General features: G+C 56.0%; 22 protein-coding genes. 11 read left to right on the top strand and 11 right to left on the bottom strand.

Going from position 1 to position 20,248, the window contains the following annotated elements; translation table 11 throughout:
• Nucleotides 1-118: 118 nt before the first annotated feature.
• The 8 genes from crcB (at nucleotide 119) to ACEWZM_RS07310 (ending at nucleotide 7,668) form a co-directional block, all read left to right on the top strand.
• Nucleotides 119-499 (top strand): fluoride efflux transporter CrcB, encoded by a 381-nt coding sequence (gene crcB / locus ACEWZM_RS07345; RefSeq protein WP_414005818.1) that lies wholly within the window; start codon nucleotides 119-121, stop codon nucleotides 497-499.
• A complete protein-coding gene (locus ACEWZM_RS07340; RefSeq protein WP_414005817.1) occupies nucleotides 496-1,542 on the top strand; it encodes an RluA family pseudouridine synthase in 1,047 nt (348 codons plus the stop codon). Before crcB ends, ACEWZM_RS07340 begins: the two co-directional genes overlap by 4 nt.
• A gap of 17 nt (nucleotides 1,543-1,559) precedes the next feature.
• Nucleotides 1,560-2,228 carry an HAD-IA family hydrolase gene (locus ACEWZM_RS07335; RefSeq protein ID WP_414005816.1) on the top strand — a complete coding sequence of 223 codons (669 nt, stop codon included), beginning with the start codon at nucleotides 1,560-1,562 and terminating at the stop codon, nucleotides 2,226-2,228.
• A gap of 4 nt (nucleotides 2,229-2,232) precedes the next feature.
• The gene (locus tag ACEWZM_RS07330; RefSeq protein ID WP_414005815.1) at nucleotides 2,233-2,940 is read left to right on the top strand and encodes an ATP12 family chaperone protein; all 708 of its coding nucleotides are present in this window, start codon (nucleotides 2,233-2,235) and stop codon (nucleotides 2,938-2,940) included.
• A 229-nt stretch (nucleotides 2,941-3,169) separates the two neighbouring features.
• Complete coding sequence (locus tag ACEWZM_RS07325; protein WP_414005814.1) at nucleotides 3,170-4,186, top strand: amino acid ABC transporter substrate-binding protein; 1,017 nt, start codon at nucleotides 3,170-3,172, stop codon at nucleotides 4,184-4,186.
• Nucleotides 4,187-4,329: 143 nt separating this feature from the next.
• Nucleotides 4,330-5,562, top strand: coding sequence for an amino acid ABC transporter permease (locus tag ACEWZM_RS07320; RefSeq protein ID WP_414005813.1), 1,233 nt, complete (start codon nucleotides 4,330-4,332; stop codon nucleotides 5,560-5,562).
• Nucleotides 5,563-5,565: 3 nt separating this feature from the next.
• Entirely contained in the window at nucleotides 5,566-6,864 is a 1,299-nt protein-coding gene (locus ACEWZM_RS07315) for an amino acid ABC transporter permease (RefSeq protein ID WP_414005812.1), read from the top strand.
• Nucleotides 6,865-6,876: 12 nt separating this feature from the next.
• Entirely contained in the window at nucleotides 6,877-7,668 is a 792-nt protein-coding gene (locus tag ACEWZM_RS07310) for an amino acid ABC transporter ATP-binding protein (protein WP_414005811.1), read from the top strand.
• Nucleotides 7,669-7,738: 70 nt separating this feature from the next.
• Here the strand turns inward: ACEWZM_RS07310 and ACEWZM_RS07305 are convergent, their stop codons facing one another.
• The 3 genes from ACEWZM_RS07305 to argB all read right to left on the bottom strand — a co-directional run bounded on the left by ACEWZM_RS07305 (nucleotide 7,739) and on the right by argB (nucleotide 9,990).
• On the bottom strand, nucleotides 7,739-8,236 hold the full coding sequence (locus ACEWZM_RS07305; protein WP_414005810.1) for a SixA phosphatase family protein: 498 nt from the start codon (nucleotides 8,234-8,236) through the stop codon (nucleotides 7,739-7,741).
• Nucleotides 8,233-9,012 (bottom strand): ferredoxin, encoded by a 780-nt coding sequence (locus ACEWZM_RS07300; protein ID WP_414005809.1) that lies wholly within the window; start codon nucleotides 9,010-9,012, stop codon nucleotides 8,233-8,235. Before ACEWZM_RS07300 ends, ACEWZM_RS07305 begins: the two co-directional genes overlap by 4 nt.
• Before the next feature lie 117 nt (nucleotides 9,013-9,129).
• Complete coding sequence (gene argB, locus ACEWZM_RS07295; RefSeq protein WP_414005808.1) at nucleotides 9,130-9,990, bottom strand: acetylglutamate kinase; 861 nt, start codon at nucleotides 9,988-9,990, stop codon at nucleotides 9,130-9,132.
• Between the two features lie 224 nt (nucleotides 9,991-10,214).
• Here argB and ACEWZM_RS07290 point away from each other — a divergent pair, with 224 nt between their 5' ends.
• Nucleotides 10,215-10,943, top strand: a complete 729-nt coding sequence (locus tag ACEWZM_RS07290; protein WP_414005807.1) for an SDR family NAD(P)-dependent oxidoreductase — start codon at nucleotides 10,215-10,217, stop codon at nucleotides 10,941-10,943.
• Between the two features lie 93 nt (nucleotides 10,944-11,036).
• On the opposite strand, the gene yihA is transcribed toward ACEWZM_RS07290, so the two are convergent.
• The 5 genes from yihA to ttcA form a co-directional block, all read right to left on the bottom strand.
• Nucleotides 11,037-11,687: a ribosome biogenesis GTP-binding protein YihA/YsxC gene (gene yihA / locus ACEWZM_RS07285; RefSeq protein WP_414005806.1), complete on the bottom strand. Its 651-nt coding sequence runs from the start codon at nucleotides 11,685-11,687 to the stop codon at nucleotides 11,037-11,039.
• Entirely contained in the window at nucleotides 11,687-12,439 is a 753-nt protein-coding gene (locus ACEWZM_RS07280) for an MOSC domain-containing protein (RefSeq protein WP_414005805.1), read from the bottom strand. The genes yihA and ACEWZM_RS07280 overlap by 1 nt, the downstream gene beginning before the upstream one ends.
• Nucleotides 12,436-14,253 carry a membrane protein insertase YidC gene (gene yidC / locus ACEWZM_RS07275; RefSeq protein WP_414005804.1) on the bottom strand — a complete coding sequence of 606 codons (1,818 nt, stop codon included), beginning with the start codon at nucleotides 14,251-14,253 and terminating at the stop codon, nucleotides 12,436-12,438. Before yidC ends, ACEWZM_RS07280 begins: the two co-directional genes overlap by 4 nt.
• A gap of 555 nt (nucleotides 14,254-14,808) precedes the next feature.
• Nucleotides 14,809-16,353, bottom strand: a complete 1,545-nt coding sequence (locus ACEWZM_RS07270; protein ID WP_414005803.1) for a putative bifunctional diguanylate cyclase/phosphodiesterase — start codon at nucleotides 16,351-16,353, stop codon at nucleotides 14,809-14,811.
• 66 nt (nucleotides 16,354-16,419) lie between these two features.
• Nucleotides 16,420-17,307 (bottom strand): tRNA 2-thiocytidine(32) synthetase TtcA, encoded by an 888-nt coding sequence (gene ttcA / locus ACEWZM_RS07265; RefSeq protein ID WP_414005802.1) that lies wholly within the window; start codon nucleotides 17,305-17,307, stop codon nucleotides 16,420-16,422.
• Between the two features lie 165 nt (nucleotides 17,308-17,472).
• Here ttcA and ACEWZM_RS07260 point away from each other — a divergent pair, with 165 nt between their 5' ends.
• Entirely contained in the window at nucleotides 17,473-18,045 is a 573-nt protein-coding gene (locus ACEWZM_RS07260; RefSeq protein WP_414005801.1) for a DUF3833 domain-containing protein, read from the top strand.
• A gap of 18 nt (nucleotides 18,046-18,063) precedes the next feature.
• Here the strand turns inward: ACEWZM_RS07260 and yidD are convergent, their stop codons facing one another.
• The 3 genes from yidD to rpmH all read right to left on the bottom strand — a co-directional run bounded on the left by yidD (nucleotide 18,064) and on the right by rpmH (nucleotide 19,040).
• Nucleotides 18,064-18,321 carry a membrane protein insertion efficiency factor YidD gene (gene yidD, locus ACEWZM_RS07255; protein ID WP_414005800.1) on the bottom strand — a complete coding sequence of 86 codons (258 nt, stop codon included), beginning with the start codon at nucleotides 18,319-18,321 and terminating at the stop codon, nucleotides 18,064-18,066.
• Nucleotides 18,322-18,429: 108 nt separating this feature from the next.
• Nucleotides 18,430-18,879 (bottom strand): ribonuclease P protein component, encoded by a 450-nt coding sequence (rnpA, locus tag ACEWZM_RS07250; protein WP_414005799.1) that lies wholly within the window; start codon nucleotides 18,877-18,879, stop codon nucleotides 18,430-18,432.
• A 26-nt stretch (nucleotides 18,880-18,905) separates the two neighbouring features.
• A complete protein-coding gene (gene rpmH / locus ACEWZM_RS07245; protein ID WP_005980833.1) occupies nucleotides 18,906-19,040 on the bottom strand; it encodes a 50S ribosomal protein L34 in 135 nt (44 codons plus the stop codon).
• 402 nt (nucleotides 19,041-19,442) lie between these two features.
• Here rpmH and ACEWZM_RS07240 point away from each other — a divergent pair, with 402 nt between their 5' ends.
• Nucleotides 19,443-20,246 (top strand): TVP38/TMEM64 family protein, encoded by an 804-nt coding sequence (locus ACEWZM_RS07240; RefSeq protein ID WP_414005798.1) that lies wholly within the window; start codon nucleotides 19,443-19,445, stop codon nucleotides 20,244-20,246.
• Nucleotides 20,247-20,248 lie beyond the last annotated feature (2 nt).

Raw genomic sequence — 20,248 nt, 5'->3', positions numbered from 1 at the left:
CGCCAATGAGTTCTGCAGGAGTAATTAGCTAACGATACCAAGGCCTGCGCTCTGCCTGCAAGGCTGCCATGCTTGCGCAAAACTTGACATCAGTGCGTGAGCCGGCGAGAGACCGCAGATGGTTTTCTCGGTTTTATATGTGGCTTTGGGTGGCGCTATTGGCGCAGCCTGTCGCTATTTGGCCGGAATAGGGATTCACCGCCTGTTTGGGGCTGGCGAATTTCCGATCGCGATCCTGGCGGTTAATGTGATCGGCTCGTTTGTTATGGGGGCCTTTGTGATTGCTGCTACCCATAAAGGGCTGACCCATCTCAGTCCTTTTGTGATGACCGGCCTGTTGGGCGGCTTCACCACATTTTCGGCATTCTCGCTTGAGACGGCCAACCTGATCGAGCGCGGCGCCTTTGGGCAGGCTGCGCTATATGTGCTGTTGTCCGTGGGCCTGTCGGTGTGTGGACTGTTTCTTGGCCTGTGGGCCGCTAGAGGAGTGTTCGCATGAGCGGCGTACAGATGATTACCGTCACCGAAGACGACGCAGGCCAGCGCATTGATCGTTGGCTGCGCCGCCTGTTCCCGCATGTGAGCCAGGGCCGGATCGAGAAGATGTGCCGCAAGGGGGAACTGCGCCTGGACGGTGGTCGGGTCAAAGCCAGCAGCCGTGTCGATGCGGGGCAGGTGGTCCGGGTGCCACCATTGGGTGCCAGTGATCTGAAACCGGCTGCAGCGCCGAGCTATCGAATTTCCGAAGCGGATGCCAAGATGATCCGTGGCTGCGTGACCTACAAAGACGACGCAGTGATTGTGCTGAACAAACCTGCCGGGCTTGCAGTTCAGGGCGGTAGCGGTACGACCAAACACGTAGATGGGCTCAGTGCTGCACTACAGTTCGACGCTGAAGAAAAGCCGCGTCTTGTTCATCGATTGGATAAGGACACATCAGGTGTGTTGGTTTTGGCCCGCACCCGGCTCGCGGCCCAATCGCTGACAGCGGCATTCCGACATCGCGCGACGCGTAAGATTTATTGGGCATTGGTCGCGGGCGTGCCGACGCCCTATCTGGGTGAGATCAAATGCGGGCTGGTCAAGGCCTCGGGTCATGGCAAAGGCGGTGAAGGGGAAAAGATGATCGCCATCCACTCCAATGAGGTGGACAGCACGCCGGGAGCGAAACGATCACACACGCAGTATGCCACACTATACCGTGTGGCCAGCCGTGCTGCTTGGGTTGCTATGGAGCCGATCACTGGGCGCACGCACCAATTGCGCGCGCATATGGCCGAGATCGGCCACCCGATTGCAGGCGACGGCAAATACGGCGGCTCAAGTCAGGAAAACCTTGGCGATGGCTGGGGCGCACAACTGGGTGGAATTATCTCCAAAAAGCTGCATCTGCATTGCCGCCGTATGGCATTCGAGCACCCTGTGACGCGTAAACAGCTGTCGATCACAGCTCCGCTGCCCGATCATATGAAAGAAAGCTGGGACACCTTTGGCTGGTCTGAGGATCTGGCGGAAGATGATCCGTTTGAGAGCCTGCAATAGCAGCAAGGCTTGTGATGATGAGCAATGAATTGCGCCTTATCCTCTTTGATGTTGATGGCACGCTGGCAGACAGCCAGGGCGCGATTACTTCTGCAATGACCGCGGCTTTTGAAGGGGCTGGACTAGAACCGCCCACGCAGGCTGCGATTTTGTCCATTGTGGGTTTGTCGTTGCCGCAGGCGATGGCGACGCTGGCTCCTGATCTGGACGAGACCGTTCAGGCAACTTTGGTTGCTGTTTATAAATCTGCCTATAAGTCGGCGCGTCTAGCTGCCGGGGCGGGGCATTCGCCGCTCTATCCCGGTGCTGCCGAGGTTCTGGCCGAGTTAAATGCGGTGCCGGAGTATCTGCTAGGCGTTGCCACCGGGAAATCTCAGCGCGGGCTAGATGCTCTAATCGCAGCACATGACCTCAACTGTTTTGTGACCCGCCAATCTGCTGACCACCACCCGTCAAAGCCGCACCCTTCGATGGTACTACAAGCGATGGCCGACACCGGGGTGGCACCGGAACATACAGTGATGATTGGCGACACCAGCTTCGACATCGATATGGGGCGCGCGGCCGGCGTACACACCATTGCAGTAAATTGGGGATTTCACCCAACTGAGCGGCTGGGCGCGGACCACATTGTCCGCAGTTTTGCGGAACTGGCGCCGCTGCTACAAGACATCTGGAAGGCTTGAATACATGAGCGAGTGGAAGCAGAAACGATTCTGGAAAGCGGTAACGGTGGCCGAAACCGACGATGGTTTTGCGGTGGAATTGGATGGGCGTGGTGTAAAAACTCCGGCAAAAGCGCCGCTTGCTGTGCCGAGTCGCCAAATGGCCGAAGCAATTGCTGCAGAATGGGACGCGCAATCCGAATCAGTTAACCCTAACATTATGCCAGTCACCCGATCGGCGAACGCTGCAATTGACAAGGTGACACATCAGCACGGTGCAGTTGCCGATATGTTGACCGAATATGGCGATTCTGATCTTTTATGCTATCGCGCTGAGGGGCCGGCAGAATTGGTGCAACGTCAGGCAGAGTTCTGGGACCCGGCACTGGACTGGGCAGCTACGGCTCTCGGCGCACGTTTGCAGCCTCGCAGCGGCATCCGTCATACTTCGCAAGATCCAGCCGCGTTGGACCGACTTCGTGGCTTAGTCCATGAAATGACACCATTTCAGCTCGCCGCATTTCACGATCTGGTGGCGATGTCCGGGTCGTTGGTGTTGGGATTTGCGGCTGCAAGGGACTGGCGCACGGCTGATCAGATCTGGGATATATCGCGCTTGGATGAGCTGTGGCAGGAAGAACAATGGGGCCGGGACGAAGAAGCTCAGGCCACCGCAGACCTGAAACGCACCGCGTTTATACACGCTAAGCGGTTCTACGATTTCTCCTATTAATGCAATAAATTACCCAGATTGCCGCGTAATCGCAAAATTCGTTCGCAGCGGCAAAAATGTTCGCTATGCGTCCATCGAAATTCCTGATCCCGCACTTGACGTTTGTTGATGAATGCGACCACACTTGGTCGCGAAATGGGACAAACCCTGTTTCAACACCTATCTCCGGCATAGCTGGTGCCGGGCAAAAAGAGCCGTCAAATAGGCGGACAATCAGGAAGAGGTAAACATGAAGAATAAGGTAATTTTGGGTGCATTGACTATTGCTGGTCTTGCTGCCGGTGCCGCTGCAGCGGGTACGCTGGACGACGTCAAGGCCCGCGGTAAACTGAACTGTGGTGTGACCACTGGTCTGGTCGGCTTTGCCGCGCCCAATGCCAATGGCGAATGGGAAGGTTTTGACGTTGCCGTCTGTCGCGCAGTTGCTGCGGCTGTTCTGGGCGACTCGACCGCCGTTGAGTTCGTACCGACCACTGGCAAAACCCGCTTCACCGCTCTGGCCTCCGGCGAGATCGACATGCTGGCGCGTAACACCACATGGACCTTCAGCCGCGATGTCGACCTGAAGTTCGAATTTGTTGGCGTTAACTACTACGATGGTCAGGGCTTCATGGTTCCCAAGGAACTGGGTGTGTCCTCCGCGAAGGAACTCGACGGCGCGACTGTCTGCATCCAGACCGGTACCACAACCGAGCTGAACTTGGCGGACTTCTTCCGTTCCAACAACATCAGCTATGAGCCGGTTCCGATCGAAACTAACGCGGAAGCGCAGCAGCAGTACCTAGCAGGTGCGTGCGACGTTTATACCACGGACGCATCCGGTCTGGCCGCAACTCGCGCGACCTTTGACGATCCTTCAGCGCATACTCTGCTGCCCGAAATCATCTCCAAAGAGCCTCTGGGCCCGCTGGTTCGTCACGGCGACCACGAGTGGGGCGATGTTGTTCGCTGGAGCCTGATGTCGCTGATCGCAGCTGAAGAGCTGGGCGTGACCTCTGCCAATATCGCCGAAATGGCTGCTGGCACCGAGAACCCTGAAATCAACCGTCTGCTGGGTACCGAAGGTACTCTGGGCGAGATGCTGGGTCTGTCTGCCGACTGGGCGAAAAACGCAATCGGCGCAGGCGGCAACTACGGTGAAGTGTTTGCTAAGAACATCGGTGAAGACACTCCGATCGGTCTGGCACGCGGTCTGAACGCACAGTGGACCGAAGGCGGCCTGCTCTACGCTCCGCCCTTCCGCTAAAAACTACTGAGGAAAGGGCGCAGGACCAACCTGCGCCCTTTTCCATTGCCGACTTATCCTAACAAAAACGCTTAAGGTCTGATGCGAGCAGGGAACCAACCCCGCCGGACAGTCGACCTATAAGCCACGGGGATCACTAGTACATGTCAACTCTCACTGACCCTCCAAAGGCACAGTTTCAGCTGTCCATGTTGGTCAACGATACCCGCTATCGTTCTTTGACCTTCCAGGCGATTGCTGCACTGGTTCTGGCCTTGGCCATCTGGTATTTGGGGAACAACCTTATTCAGAACCTGCGTGCTGCGGGTCTGAATATCTCATATGGTTTCCTAGGGGATCCATCCGGTTACGATATCAACCAGCGTCTGATCGAATATGACAGTCAGTCCAGCCACGCTCGTGCTGCTGTTGTTGGTGTTCTGAACACGCTGCTAGTGGCATTTCTTGCCTGTATCACCGCCACAGTATTCGGCGTGATTGCTGGCGTCCTGCGCCTATCGAACAACTGGCTCGTCTCTAAATTGATGGCAGTATATGTGGAAATTTTCCGCAATATTCCGGTTCTAATCTGGATCATCATTATTTTCACCATCATGACCGCCGTGATGCCCGGCCCGCGGGAGTTCCGCGGAGACAATCCCACGTCGAGCATGTTGTTTGACCTCTTCGCCTTCACCAACCGGGGTGTCTACATTCCGATGCCTTGGTTCGAGAGTGGCCTGTTTACGTCCGGTGCCATGAACTGGCTGGTGGTGTTGGCAACCCTCGCGGCGTCATTCTTCGTTATGCGCAAGGTTGAAACCAACGCGACCAAGACGCAGGAAGAAACGGGTGTTCGCCCCAACACCAAACTGATTGCTTTGGGTGTTTGGCTGGTGCCGCTGCTTTTGGTGCTCTTCATCATGGGCCTCTCCTGGGAAGTGCCGGAGCTGAAAGGTTTCAACTTCAAGGGCGGGATTAAGATTGGTGGACCGCTGATCGCACTTTGGTTTGCTCTGTCGATCTATACCGGTGCCTTTATCGCGGAAAATGTCCGGGCGGGTATCCAGGCGATCAACCAAGGCCAGACTGAAGCCGCAGCTGCGCTTGGATTGCGCTCTGGGCGGATCATGAACCTGGTCGTGCTTCCACAGGCACTACGTGTGATCATTCCACCACTGATCTCCAACTTCCTCAATATTACCAAGAACTCATCGCTGGCGATTGCCGTTGGCTATGCAGACATCACCGCGACACTGGGCGGGATTACCCTGAACCAGACCGGCCGCGCGATTGAATGCGTGCTTTTGCTGATGTTGTTCTATCTCACGGCATCGCTGCTGATTTCGATGGCGATGAACGTCTACAACGCCTCCGTGAAGCTGAAGGAGCGCTGAGCCATGAGTGACAAGACAACAAATCCGATTGCCTTTGTTGCCAAAGGCACAATCCCAGAATCGCCGCCACCGGCTCGCGAGACTGGGGTCTATAAATGGGTGCGCGAGAACCTGTTCTCCAGCATCCCCAACTCGATACTCACACTAGTTGCCCTGGTATTGATCTATTCACTACTGAGCACGACGGTTCCGTGGTTGCTCAACGGTGTGTGGACGACCAATTCGCTCGCGGAATGCCGTGAGGTTCTGGATGGCAAGGTTGGGGCCTGTTTCTCGGTGCTTACCGAGCGCTGGAACCAGCTGCTCTATGGGTTCAAATATCCGTCCAGTGCGTACTGGCGTCCAAATCTGGCGCTGCTGCTACTGCTGATTGCGTTGACACCTGTGCTGTTCTTTGACCTACCGCGCAAGCTGCTGATCTTCACCGCGATCTACCCGTTCTTGGCCTTTTGGCTGATCTGGGGTGGAAGCATCCTGGTGCCAATCATTGCGCTGGTTGGCTTTGTTGCCGCTGGCTTCGTGTTCCAGAAATACGGCAAAAGCAGCTTTGCGGCTGGCTTCTTCGGCGCAATTGTAACGGCACTGGTGGTTTGGAACATCGGTGGCGTGCTGATCCCCGATGGGGCCTCCGACAATGCTCTGTTGGAAGCAGTACCGTCGCGTGATCTCGGTGGCTTCATGCTGAACATGATGCTGGGTGTGACCTGCGTTTCGCTTTCGGTTCCGCTAGGTATCGCGCTCGCGCTTGGGCGTCAGTCGAACATGCCGTTGATTAAGTGGATCTGCGTCGTCTTCATCGAATTCGTACGTGGTGTGCCACTGATCACGCTGCTGTTCGTGGCGTCAGTGATGCTGTCGTATTTCTTCCCACCGGATGCTACCGTTGATTTGTTCCTGCGCGTCGTAATCATGATCACCCTATTCTCGTCGGCCTATATCGCCGAAGTGATCCGGGGTGGGCTGGCTGCCTTGCCTAAAGGGCAGTACGAAGCGGCAGACAGTCTGGGCCTTGATTATCCGCAAGCAATGCGTCTGATCATTCTTCCCCAAGCGTTGAAGATCTCGATCCCTGGTATCGTGAATGTGGCCGTTGGTCTGTTCAAGGACACTACTCTCGTGTCGGTCATTTCGATGTTCGATCTCGTGGGTATGATCCGTGGTCCAATTCTCGCCTCGACTGAATGGAACGGGGTTTACTGGGAACTTCTCGGGTTTGCGGCTTTCCTGTTCTTCATCGTTTGCTACGGCATCTCTCAATACTCACAGTGGCTCGAGCGTCGTCTCGCCACCGACCACCGTTAAGGAGTTCAACATATGTCTGAACTTATGTCTGATCGCGCAATCGACCGCACCAAAATGCAGGTGAGCGATGAAGTTGCTATCGAAATCAATAACATGAATAAGTGGTACGGCTCGTTTCACGTGCTGCGCGACATCAATCTGACCGTCAATCAGGGCGAGCGGATCGTTATCGCGGGCCCGTCTGGCTCTGGCAAATCCACTTTGATTCGTTGCCTCAACGCGCTGGAAGAACACCAGCAAGGCAAGATCGTTGTTGATGGTACTGAATTGTCCAACGACCTCAAGAACATCGACAAGATCCGTTCTGAGGTTGGTATGGTGTTCCAGCACTTTAACCTGTTTCCACATTTGACCATTCTCGAAAATTGCACGCTGGCCCCGATTTGGGTGCGTAAAACGCCCAAGAAAGAGGCTGAAGAGCGCGCGATGCACTTCCTTGAGAAGGTGAAAATCCCGGAGCAAGCCAACAAGTATCCCGGCATGCTCTCTGGCGGTCAGCAGCAGCGTGTGGCGATCGCCCGCAGCCTCTGCATGATGCCACGGATCATGTTGTTCGATGAACCAACGTCGGCGTTGGATCCAGAGATGATCAAAGAGGTGCTGGACACTATGATCGAACTGGCCGAGGAAGGCATGACCATGCTGTGTGTGACCCACGAGATGGGTTTTGCCCGTCAGGTGGCCAACCGCGTTATCTTTATGGATGCAGGTCAGATTGTGGAGCAAAATGAACCGGAAGAGTTCTTCAACAACCCGCAAAGCGACCGTACCAAACTGTTCCTAAGTCAGATCCTCGGCCACTAAGGTCTTATATTCGTAACAAGGCAAAGGCCGGGCAAATCGCCCGGCCTTTTCGTTTTAGATTTGTGTTTCGTTAGGCCCCTAGTAGTTCACGTGGCACAGTGAATTCCGCCACTTTGCCACTGCTCCAGGTCAAATCGACCCATGTGCCTATGTCAAAACGGGCAATCATCGTGGCTCCGGTAGGGAAATCGTCAAATCGCGAATGATCGGGCGGATGTCGCACAATGGAGTGGGCAAAGGCAGCCAGACCAGGATTGTGCCCAAGAACCAGCACGGTGTTGTGTTCAGCTTCGCGCAGCACCTGAAACAGGATGTCGGCGCTTGCGTGATAGAGACGTTCGATAAAAACAGCAGGCGCCCCCAGTTTCATCAGCTCACAGGTTTCACGAGTACGCTGGGCGGAGGAGGATATCACCTGATCCGGGATCATTCCGATGTCACGCAACCAAGTGCCGACGGCGGTGGCCGAATGGCGCCCCCGGTTGTTTAGCGGACGGGCGTGGTCGCTGGGGGCGGATGTGTCCCAGGCAGATTTTGCGTGGCGGGTCAGGATCAGCGTACAGGTCATTTTGTGTGAAAATACCTCATGTGATGGGCGGATTGCGCCGGGGTACGGGAAGCGCCTGCGCTCAATGGGCAGGCACGGCGTGCAAGGCAGCCGCCGGACAGACAGGGCGTTCCAGACCCGCTATCAAGATGGCTGTGGCAGGCCGCCAGATTGTAAGGTCCGCCATGTGACAGGGCCTCTGCCGGGCAGGTGGAAAGGCAGGGTTGGTCGATACAGCTGAGGCAGGGTGCCTCGGCCATTGGCGGGGGTGGGAGATCAATGTGATGCGCGAAATATAGCGCGCCGCGATAGGAAATCATCATGCCATAGCGATCATGCACCAGCATTTGCGACGGCGATGTGAAACTGCGGCCAGTAGCCAAAGCCCAAGCCACAAATGGCATAAATGGTGGCTCGGTGAACGGGTATGCGGGGCACGCGCCCCATGCCTGTGCCATACGTTCAATGATACGGTTGGACCAGCGATCAATGGGGTGCGCCGCGCCATCCATATATTCGCGACTATTGGTGAAGTTTGGCCAAAAAGACGCTGTCGCGCCCAGTAGAATCATTGTGCCGTAGGTTCCGGTTCTGGACGAACTATCCGGACTATCCGCGCCGGGTATATTGGTAAGTTGTGAATGTGTCGGATGAAAGCCACCGTAGATGTCCAGCCCATGCACATCAGCCGCATCTTGCAGCGTGGCGTAGTCTGGTGCGCTCTTAATAGGGTCAGCAACGGCAGCCGATGTGGAGTGCTCCACAACGACCTTGGCCGGATTAGGGGGGGTGGTCATAACGACAGTCTAGCGCAGATCGGCGCGTTTCCCTAAAGGGATTTCACTCACGTAAACTCGTCGTAAAGCTTGTAGGTAGTAACGCCTATCCTATGAAGCCGGTTAGATCAGTCCGCCTCAAGGCCGGATCATGGAGCCAGCGCCATGATCGGTAAACAGTTCCAGTAGTACTGCATTTGGGACACGGCCATCCACAATGGTGCAGGCACGAACGCCGTTGCGCACGGCGGAGAGAGCGGTTTCGGTCTTGGGGATCATACCGCCGATGATTACGCCGTCGCGGGTCATTGCCTCAACGTCGGCGGCCTTCAGTTCGGTCACGACCTCACCTTCGCGGTTTTTCACGCCGGAGACATCAGTAAGCAACAACAGGCGGTCAGCCTGGAGCGCTGCCGCAATCGCACCTGCCGCAGTGTCGCCGTTGATATTGAAGGTTTCGCCTTCCGGCCCCGCGCCAATAGGGGCAATGACAGGGATCATATCTTGTTCAAAGAGATGGCGCAGCACGGTTGGGTCCATCTCGGACGGGGTGCCGACAAAACCCAGATCCGGGTTTGTCTGAGTGCAGGTGATAAGGTTGGCATCTTTACCCGACAGCCCAACAGCAGCGCCGCCTTGACGGTTGATCGCCTGTACGATGCGCTTGTTGACGACGCCAGAAAGCACCATTTCGACGACATTCATCGTTTCCGCATCTGTTACCCGTTTTCCGTTCACGAAGTTGGATTTGATCTGTAGCTTTTCCAGCATGGCATTGATCATTGGGCCGCCGCCATGGACGATCACCGGGTTTACTCCGACCTGACGCATTAGCACGATGTCGCGGGCAAAAGTGTCCATAGCCTCGTCGCTACCCATGGCGTGGCCGCCCAGTTTTATTACGACAATGGCGCCATCATAGCGTTGCAGGTAGGGCAGTGCGCTAGAGAGGGTTTCGGCTGTAGCAATCCAATCGCGGTTCATGTCTTGTTTCTTCATCGTTGCAATCCCTGGAGCTGGCAGTAGCAAACGGCGCGTGCGGCTGTGCCATGGGGCTTGTGTTACGCGGTTCTGTTCGCGGTGCCAAGCACCGGACATCGTATTCGCCCCATTGCGGCCGCGCGAGGAGGTGCTAGGTTCGGCTGGACGCGCCTAAGATAGAGTGCGGATTTTCTGAATGTCGGGCTAAACCTCGATTATGGCCTAAGGCCAAGGATGGAAAGATGCGCAAGAAGACCCTGTTGTTGACCGGCGCAAGCCGGGGCATTGGTCACGCCACGGTACAGCGGTTCAATGCTGAAGGCTGGCGGGTAGTCACCTGTTCACGCCAACCGTTTCCAGCTGAATGCCCGTGGGGTGGAGGCGACCAAAACCATGTGCAAGTTGATCTCTCTGATCCGACGGACACGATCAACAAAGTCGGCGTAATTCAGGAACTTCTGGACGGTCAGCTTGATGCGCTGGTGAATAACGCTGGTGTCTCACCCAAGGGACCGGAGGGTGAACGGTTGAGCACGCTGGACACGGATTTGATGACATGGGGCAAGGTCTTCCATGTGAATTTCTTTTCGTCGGTTGTATTGGCTCGTGGGTTGAAGGATGAGCTAGCAGCCGCCAAAGGATCAGTGGTCAATGTGACCTCGATCGCCGGCAGCCGCGTGCATCCTTTTGCTGGCGCGGCCTACGCGACGTCCAAGGCGGCACTGGCTGCTTTGACCCGCGAGATGGCACATGATTTTGGACCGCTGGGGGTGCGTGTAAATGCCATTGCGCCGGGTGAGGTTGAGACTGCGATTCTGTCGCCGGGCACGGACAAGATTGTCGAGAAATTGCCGCTGCAACGTTTGGGCCAGCCAGAAGAAGTGGCCGCTGCGATCTATTACCTGTGCTCGGACCAGAGTTCATATATCTCGGGTGCAGAGATCGAAGTGAACGGTGCACAACACGTCTGATATAGGGCCTATTAGGTCAGGCAGCGACAAAAACACCCCCAGATCAGCGGATCGCGGGGGCGTTTAATACTCAGAGAAGCGCGAGTCCCGGTGTTACTCAAGCCCGGCAATGATTGATCGAAGAGTGGCGATACCATCACCTTTCTCCGAGGAGGTCAGTACAATCTCGGGATAGGCCGCTGGATGTTTGGAAAGCGCGTTGCGTACTTGTTCCATCACGGCAGGGCGGTCCTTCTCCTTGACCTTGTCGGCTTTGGTCATAACGCATTGGAATGTAACGGCAGAGCTATCGAGTCGAGTCATGATCTCGTCATCGACGGCTTTGATGCCATGGCGGCTATCGATCAGCACGAAAGCGCGGCGCAGGGTCTGACGACCTGAGAGATATTGTTTCAGCAGACGTTGCCATTTCTCTACAACTGGCAGGGGGGCATTGGCGTACCCATAGCCTGGAAGGTCAACCAGATAGAGCTCAGGTCCCTGTGTGAAATAGTTAATTTCCTGCGTACGTCCGGGCGTATTGGAGGCGCGCGCCAAACCTTTGGTACCGGTCAGTGCGTTGATAAGGCTTGATTTGCCCACATTGGAACGGCCGGCAAAGCAGACTTCGATCCGATCTGCAGGCGGGAGACCGGACATGGCTACAACGCCTTTGACAAATTCCGATTGCCCAGCAAAAAGCTTGCGGCCTTTTTCTGTCATGAGTTCATCCGGCGACTCGGCCAGGGGGAACGGCATCTGCATCAGAGCACCTTTACATTATCGCCAACGCGGATCGCGCCGTCTTGGATGACCTCTGCATAGACAGCAAAATCCTGGTGCCCCCAGGTGTCACGCAACGTCTTGAGCGTGTCTGCATCACGTATGCCTGTGTCGGGGTTGGTTGTGGTCGCGAGGCACCGCACGGTGCGTTCGCGTATGGTCAGAACCGCTTCGCCAATCTGCACGTCGCGCCCTATCCAGTCATTTTCTTCCCAGGCGTTGCCTGTGTCGAACCAAATGTTACCTCGCCAACGTTGGGGCGACAGTGGGTGGCTGATGGCGGCTTCCACCGCCCGATGTGACGCCCAGTTGCACAGAGAGATTGACGGGAAATCACTGTCGGTCATGCCCCGTCCCGGCACCCGCAAAACTCGGGCAGAGGCTGCACGGTTCTCGGGCATTAAGGGGCGTACCCAGTCTAAGAAGCGCGGCAGGTCCGCATCGCTATCGGGGCTGAAGGTAAGTTCGCCCTGTCCCGGATGGATCAGAGTGACCTGTTCACTTGTTTCATCATAGCGAGCCTCAAGAGCCATTAGCTGCGGAGCTTTGGCTACGCGGCTAAAATTGGCGCAGGGCACCCAATTGCTGCCATCGGCCTCGGAAGCCTCATGCGCAACGGCCCAAACGCGATCGCCGGGCAGACACTGCCCGGCGATCAAAGAGGCGCTCTCTAGCGGCTCCCGACCATGTGATTTGATCGGGTGCCGCCAAATATGAGTTATGCCTTTGCTCATTTCTTTTCAGCCTTTGGCGTCTTCTTGAAGCCGGATTTGATATTGCCAAACACATCCGGCTTATAGCCATGGCTGCGCATGATCAAATACTGCTGCGTAAAGGTGATGGTGTTGTTCGCGATCCAGTAGACAACAAGACCCGAGGCAAAACCGCCCAGCATGAACATGAAGACCCAAGGCATCCATGCAAAAATCATCTGCTGTGTTGGATCGGTGGGGGCGGGGTTCAGTTTCTGCTGCACCCACATGGAGACACCCAGGAGAATTGGCAGAATCCCGATCAAGATCGTAGCCATCAACGTTCCTTCGACCGGCGCTGCAAAGGGCAGCAGGCCAAAGAGGTTCATGATTGATGTCGGATCGGGTGCGCTCAAATCCTGGAATGGGCCAAAGAAGGGGGCGTGACGCAGTTCCAGCGTCACAAAGATCACCTTGTAAAGCGAGAAGAAGATCGGGATCTGGATCAGGATCGGCAAACAGCCTGCCGCCGGGTTAACCTTCTCTTTCTTGTAGAGTGCCATCATCTCCTGCTGGAGCTTCTGACGGTCATCGCCAGCTTTTTCCTTAATCTCTTCCATCCGCGGCTGCAGCTCTTTCATCTTCGCCATGGATGCATAAGATTTATATGCCAAGGGGAAGACTAACAGCTTGATGAGGACGGTCAGGCCGATGATTGCCCAGCCCATGTTGCCAATCAGCGCGTGCAACCAGTGCAAAACTGCAAAGATCGGTTTGGTCAGGAAGAAAAACCAACCCCAGTCGATGCTGTCCAGGAAGCCTTCGATGCCGTCTTGTTCGTAGCCGCGGATGGTCGCCCATTCCTTAGCGCCAGCAAACAGCATGGTGGTGGCTTCGCTTGTCTCTCCATCAGCAACCGTGACTGTCGGTAATACGATATCTGTCTGATAGATGTCGCGGCGTTCATCAAATTTCGCGATGGCCCGAAACGACTGGCCCGGATCGGGGATCAAGGTCGACATCCAGTAGTGATCTGTGAAGCCGATCCAGCCGTTGGTTTCGGTTTGGGTCACTTCGGCGCGTGCACCGGTACGGCTGTCGATCTCGAAATCAGTCATGTCGTCATAATCGATTTCGGCCAGGGTTCCGTCGGCCATGCCGATCACCCCTTCGTGCAGGATGAAGAAGTTCTTCAGATCCTGCGGCTCGCCATGTCGAGCAAGGGTGCCATAGGGCGCCAGTGCCACGGTTCCGCCGGAGGCGTTGGTGACGGACTGCGTGATGGAGAATAGGTAGTCCTGATCCACAGCGATCGTACGGCTGAAGGTTAGACCATTCCCGTTATCCCACGTTAGGGTGATTGGGGCGTCCGGGGTCAGGGTCGCGTTTGCATCAGCCTGCCAAAGAGTATTGGCACCCGGCACCGCATCGGGACCGAGGCCAGCACCCGGTGCCCACCCATAAAGTGCGTAGTACGCATTAGGATCTCCGACCGGGGACAGCATCTTGACGATGGCGGCATCCTCGTTCAGCGAGACGCGATAGTCTTTCAGCGACAGATCGTCGAGACGCCCGCCCTGAAGGGATATCGTCCCAGAGACGCGCGGCGTGTCGATTGCCAAGCGCGGAGCATCGGCGACAGCCTCAGCCTCGGGACTGACGGTAGCTGCGTCGGTACCGGAGACGGAGCCAGCAGCGGTCGGCGCGACAGCAGCATCGCCCATTGGTGCGGTTTCGGCGACCACGGTGTCAGGCTGGGTTTGCTGCTCCGGCGGTGGAAAAAAGATATACCACCCCAGAATCACTAGGAAGCTAAGCGCGGTTGCGAGAAGAAGGTTCTTGTTCTGATCGTCCATTGGGGACTGCCACCTCGTGCATGGAATGACAGGGTGTGGTTCAACAGAGATGACCCCCCAAGGTCAAGCGGAATCGCCCCAATGATGCTCTAGCTGCTAGCTTGACGCAGGATTTTCCGAGATCCTACCTGCAAAATGCCGGATCATGCAGATATGGCAGGTCATTGCAGATCAGTTTTGTCCGATGATTGAGCTTTGCAAACAAAACGATTTATCAATGCAGGAAAACACATGTCTGCTTATCGGCTTATTGAAAAGGCGACGATTGGAAGTTAGCCAGTATGACCGGCCGATGATTGAGGGCCGGGTGATCTGGGCTTCGAAAAACCATTGTTAGGAACGGTTGGACCTGAAGTACCCATAGTGCGCCTACATATGCGAAGGTTACGCTCTGAGCTTGCGTAGTAAAGGCTACGTTGGGTTAGCAAGCGGACGATTAAACGTCGTGTATCAGGAGACTACGAAGGAGTAGTGGCTCTTCCCTTAAACCTCCTGCCTTCGTTGGCTACGCAAATCGATTTGGCAAGAGATCGTCGGCATAGGAAACTCAGTAGGTCAGTGACCGTGGCGGCCGATTGTGGGAGCATCTTGAAGCTTGGCCTCATGGGCAGCAATCCAGTCGAGCGTCTGGTCGAAGGGCATTGGTCGACCGATGCCGAAACCCTGCACATGATCACAGCCCAGTTGTGAGAGTAGTGCATGTTCGCCCACGGTCTCCACTCCTTCTGCTAGAGTGTCGAGATCCAGTCGTTCTGCCATGGTGAGGATTGCGGCGATCAGTTTTTGTTGTTCGGGATCGCGATCAGCCTTCATGACAAAGGACCGGTCAATCTTTATGCGTGATACGCGGAACCGCTGAACCGCAGCGATCGAAGCATGGCCAGTGCCAAAATCATCCAGATCGATGCCACATCCCAGCTCCCCAAGAGCCGCGATATTGCGCACAATTATGTCATCAGGGCGGTCGGTCATCACCGTCTCTAGAATCTCTACACACAGCCGGTCAGGAGTGAGACCAAAACGTTCCAGCTCCCACTGGATACGCTCCACCAGATTTACGTTTCGCAACTCATCGGTAGCGAAATTTACTCCAACGGAGGGAACATGCAGTCCGGCGGCATCCCAAGCCTTGAGTGCGGTCAACGCGTTATAGAGCATGATTTCACTCAGTCGCTCCATCCTGCCGGCACTCTCCAGTGCGGGAAGGAAGGACATAGGAGCGATCATGCCGCGGACCGGGTGTGCCCAGCGGGCCAGCGCCTCAAACCCAGAGACTCTACCAGTGTCGGTACAGATCTGCGGCTGAAACCAAGCCTGGATCTGCCCGTTTTCCAACGCGTCTGTTACCTCATCCAGCATATCACCGCGCGCTTTGGTCCGTTGACCCATTTCGGGTGAGAAGGCGCGGATACCGGACGGGCCATTGTTCTGTGCATCTAGGAGTGCTGTGCATGAGGCGCCCATCCAATCGCTGCCGGAGGGTTTCGGGGCCCGGCTATGTAGGCAGAAGCCGATGGAGCAGGACACATAGAGAGAGGCACCGTCTACGGCGATGGGTTCTTCGATGGCGGTTTGAAGGCGTCCGGCCATTTGGATGGCCAATTCCAGATCCATTTGCAGAACCGGTGTGAGGCAGATTGCAAAGCGAGAGTCACCGATCCGCGCTACATAATCCTGTGGGCGCAGAATCGAGAGGATCCGATCGCCAGAGCGATTTACCAGTTGATCTGCGGTTTCTTGCCCATGGCGCTGTGTAAGCTCCTTGAACTCGTCCAGTTCAATAATGAACACAGCAGAGCGCAGGCCTGTGTCGGCTGCACTGTCGTAAACTTCGGAAACGATTTCATTAAACCCGTCGCGCATCATCATACCGGTGAGACTGTCGCGGGGGGTATTTGGACGACGGAAGTAGGAAAATCCACCAGACGCTGCAAAGATCAATGGCAGTCCAAGCGCAACGATCAGCAGCGCTAGCTCACCGCCCATCCAGAAAGTCGCGAGGGTGAGGGCGGGCAAAAACGCAAGCAGCGGTGGGCCCAGCAACACTGGGACAATCCGTTTTCTGACCTGTGTCAGCGTCTGCGACAGCGATTTTGTCATCTGTAGACCTTTCACCTACGGCATGTGGTGCCTGCTACAGATTAGGGCTGCGGTCTGACCGGCAAGTTAACGCAAATCGGGAATTTCGTCCGAATCCGCCTGGAAATCGGTTTTTTTCAACATAAGACCCGTAAAATCGAACAGCTTGGGATCCAGAAGGTGCGAAGGGCGAGCATTCATCAATGCGCGGAACATCACTTGGCGGCGTCCGGGGCTGTTTGATTCCCAGCCGTCAAGGATCTGTTTGACCTGTTGGCGCTGCAGTCCATCCTGACTGCCGCAGAGGTCACATGGAATGATAGGGTAATTCAGAGCTTTGGCGAATTTTTCGCAATCACTTTCTGCCACGTGCGCCAAGGGGCGAAATACGAACAAGTCGCCTTCTTCGTTGACTAATTTTGGTGGCATCGTCGCCAGGCGGCCGCCGTGGAAGAGATTCATGAAGAAAGTTTCAAGGATGTCGTCACGATGATGGCCAAGCACGACCGCTGAGCAACCCTCCTCGCGCGCGATTCTGTAGAGGTTGCCGCGCCGCAAGCGGGAACATAGCGCGCAGAACGTGCGGCCCTGCGGAACCTTGTCCATCACGATACTATAGGTGTCTTGGTATTCGATTCGGTGCGGAACACCCATCTTACTCAGAAACTCAGGTAGTACAGTTGCCGGAAATCCTGGCTGACCCTGATCAAGATTGCAGGCAAGCAGATCGACCGGCAGAAGTCCGCGCCACTGCAGCTCATAGAGCACCGCAAGCAGCGTGTAACTATCCTTGCCACCAGACAGGCAGATAAGCCAGCGTGGTGTACTGCCATCCTCGCGCCGCTCCACCATGCCGTATTGCTCAATCGCTTCTCGGGCATAACGCACGATCCGTTTTCTGAGTTTCTTGAACTCGGTAGTCGAGGGAGCGCCAGCAAATAGCGGGTGGATATCGTCCAGATCATTATCAAGCATAGCCGCCCCTTAGCCCGGGAGAATGGGTTTTGCCAAGGAAAAACGCAGCAAAGGTATGGTGGCGGTCGGACGTGTGGTCGCTGTGCCGTGCCGCAGATTCATCCAAAGCCGGGATCGCTGCGTAGCTATGGGTAAGTGAAGCAAGACAATGATGAGGAGTGAGGTATGGCATTTGCAACCGCGATAGCGCGCAGGTTTCGGTTTGGTCGCTGCGCTGTTTTTGGCGCAGGAGCTATCTCGCTTGTGGTGCTAGCTTCTTGCGGTAGACCGAGTCTGACGGATGAAAAACTAAGCGGTAAAATGTTTAACCTAGAGGAGTATTTTGCGGGAAAAACTGTGGCCTACGGCCAGTTCGAGGATCGGTTTGGAACTGTTCGGCGGCGATTTAAAGTCGAGATAACTGGCGATTGGGATGGGCGCGTACTGACGCTGGTTGAGGATTTTATCTATGCGGACGGTAGCACCGAGCAGCGTATATGGTCGCTGACAAAAACGGGTGAGAGCGCATGGGAAGGTATTGCCGACGGGGTGCAGGGCATCGCTCACGGGGAGGAGAATGGCGATACGTTCAATTGGGGCTACACCATTGATTTGCCGGTGCCCGGTGGCAAAATCATGCGGGTCACTTTCGACGATTGGATGTGGCTGCTTGAGGACGATAGATTGCTCAACAAGGCCTATATGAGCCGTTATGGAGTGACACTTGGCCAAGTCACCATATTCTTTGAAAAGAAATGACTGGTGGCAGCACTAAGATTATTTAGGTTTTGCTGCCTGGTCGTGTTCACGATCACTGTCGGGCACCGGGTCATAGCCATCCCCTCCTAGGGGGTGGCAGCGGCCGATTCTCCGGGCTGTCAGCCAGGCCCCCCGGACTGCTCCGTGTTGCTCGAGTGCTTCCAACGCATAGGCTGAACAGGTTGGCTGATAACGGCAGTTGAAGCCGACCCATGGGCTGAATAGCAGCCGATAGGCGCGTACTGGCAAGGCAAAGAGATGGGCTAACGGGGTCATGCGCCTTAGATAGGTGCTGGCGCGTAGCACGGCAATACGTCACAACGAGGATCGCGTGTCGACGATGTTATTCTCTGGCGTCAGTATCTGCTAAAGGGTTCTGTGTTACTAGCGGTGGATCTTTTTCAGCGCGTAGATCAAGTCGCGTTTCAGTTCCTCGAAAGGTCGCCTGGCAGTTTCGTCAGCGCGGCCAATCAACACATAATCCCATCCCGGACGCCCGTGAGACGGTAGAATCAGACGGGCAATCTCGCGGAGGCGCCGTTTGGCGCGATTCCGGGCAACGGCATTGCCGACTTTCTTGGAACATGTAAATCCCAAGCGGGTGACATCACCGCCGGGCTCGTCTTCTCGGCGTTTGCGACCTTGAACCATCATCCCCTTTGTGCCCTGACGACGTGCACGCGCAGCTGCGAGAAAGTCGCGGCGTTTGGTGATGACCTCTGGTCGAGCCGTATCGGAGATGTTCATCGAGTTGTCTGGTACATAAACGGACACCGCCGGAGACCTAGTCCCTTGGGCAGCAAAGCCATCCTTGGGGGTCTCCGGCGGTGTCATGTCTGTCTGAACAGAGCTGGGCGCGATTACGCGCTCAGCGACTTGCGACCGCGTGCGCGGCGTGCGTTCAGAATCTTGCGGCCTGCCTTGGTGGCCATGCGCGCACGGAAGCCGTGGCGGCGTTTGCGAACCAGGTTCGAAGGCTGATAGGTGCGTTTCATCGCTCCGGTCTCCAACTGTTTACATCGGGACGGCGCGGAATCGGCCACCCGGGGGTCTATCTCGAAGCCCGGTCTCTAGAAGGGAATGACCTGCGAGTCAAACCCCAACGCGATTGTTTTCTACGTGAAATGCAACATTTCCATGAAAACCGGGTGCTGGAGGCCCTCTACCAGAAGAGATTTGTAACAGACAGGGGGCAGAACGGTGTATGGCTCACTTTTTTGCGGAGTACGATCAAGCGGGCGTGAAGAAACCCCGTGCAACCTCGTGCCACGCCTATTTACCGGATAGCCAGATACAAAGGCCATGGAACTTAGATTGGCCCAGACCGAACAGCCGCATCTGCGGTACACAGTATGACCCGCCAGACAACGGCCAAAGACAGCAGGAATTCATTGCCCATGCCTGACCATTCCGAACCTCCCGCCACCGGTGCAACGACACCGGGACAGAATGCTGAAATCGAATCAGGTGGCAGTGGAGAGAAGAAGCCTGCGCTGGCCCGTTTTCTGCCGTTGGCGGTCGTGCTGGTCGTTGCCATCATCGGGGCGATGACGCTGGGCGACTACCTGACATTTGACACATTACGAGACAACCGGGTGGCCTTGATGGCGTTTCGGGATGACAATTACCTGGGCCTCGTTGGGCTGTTTGTGCTGGCATATGTGGTGATTGTAGTTTTCTCGCTGCCCGGCGCGGCGGTTGCTTCGGTTACCGGCGGGTTCCTTTTTGGTTTGGTTTCGGGCACGGTGTTCAATGTGTTTGCGGCAACGGTTGGAGCGATTGGTATCTTTCTGGCGGCGCGCTGGGGGCTTGGCGCAGTGCTGACCAATCGGTTGGAGACTGCAGAGGGGCGCGTGCGTATCCTGAAGCAGGCCCTGCGCGAGAATGAAATCGAGGTGCTGCTGCTGTTGCGGCTTGTGCCTGCGGTGCCGTTTTTTGTGGCCAACCTCTTGCCTGCTTTGGTTGGCGTAAAGCTGATCAACTTCTTATGGACGACGGCAGTGGGCATTATACCGGGTGCCGTGGTGTTCACCTGGATTGGCGTTGGCCTGGGGGCGGTGTTTGACCGTGGTGAGACGCCGGATCTGTCGCTCTTATGGGAGCCGTTTGTGATCGGGCCGATTCTTGGGCTCTGTGTGCTCGCGGCGCTGCCAATTCTGCTTAAGAAACGCCGTCCCGCAGCGACCCGTGAGGAGCAATGAAC

Origin of the sequence: Phaeobacter cretensis, assembly GCF_047372505.1 — a bacterium.
GTDB lineage: Bacteria > Pseudomonadota > Alphaproteobacteria > Rhodobacterales > Rhodobacteraceae > Phaeobacter > Phaeobacter cretensis.
This window is presented reverse-complemented; position numbering and strand designations above follow the sequence as displayed.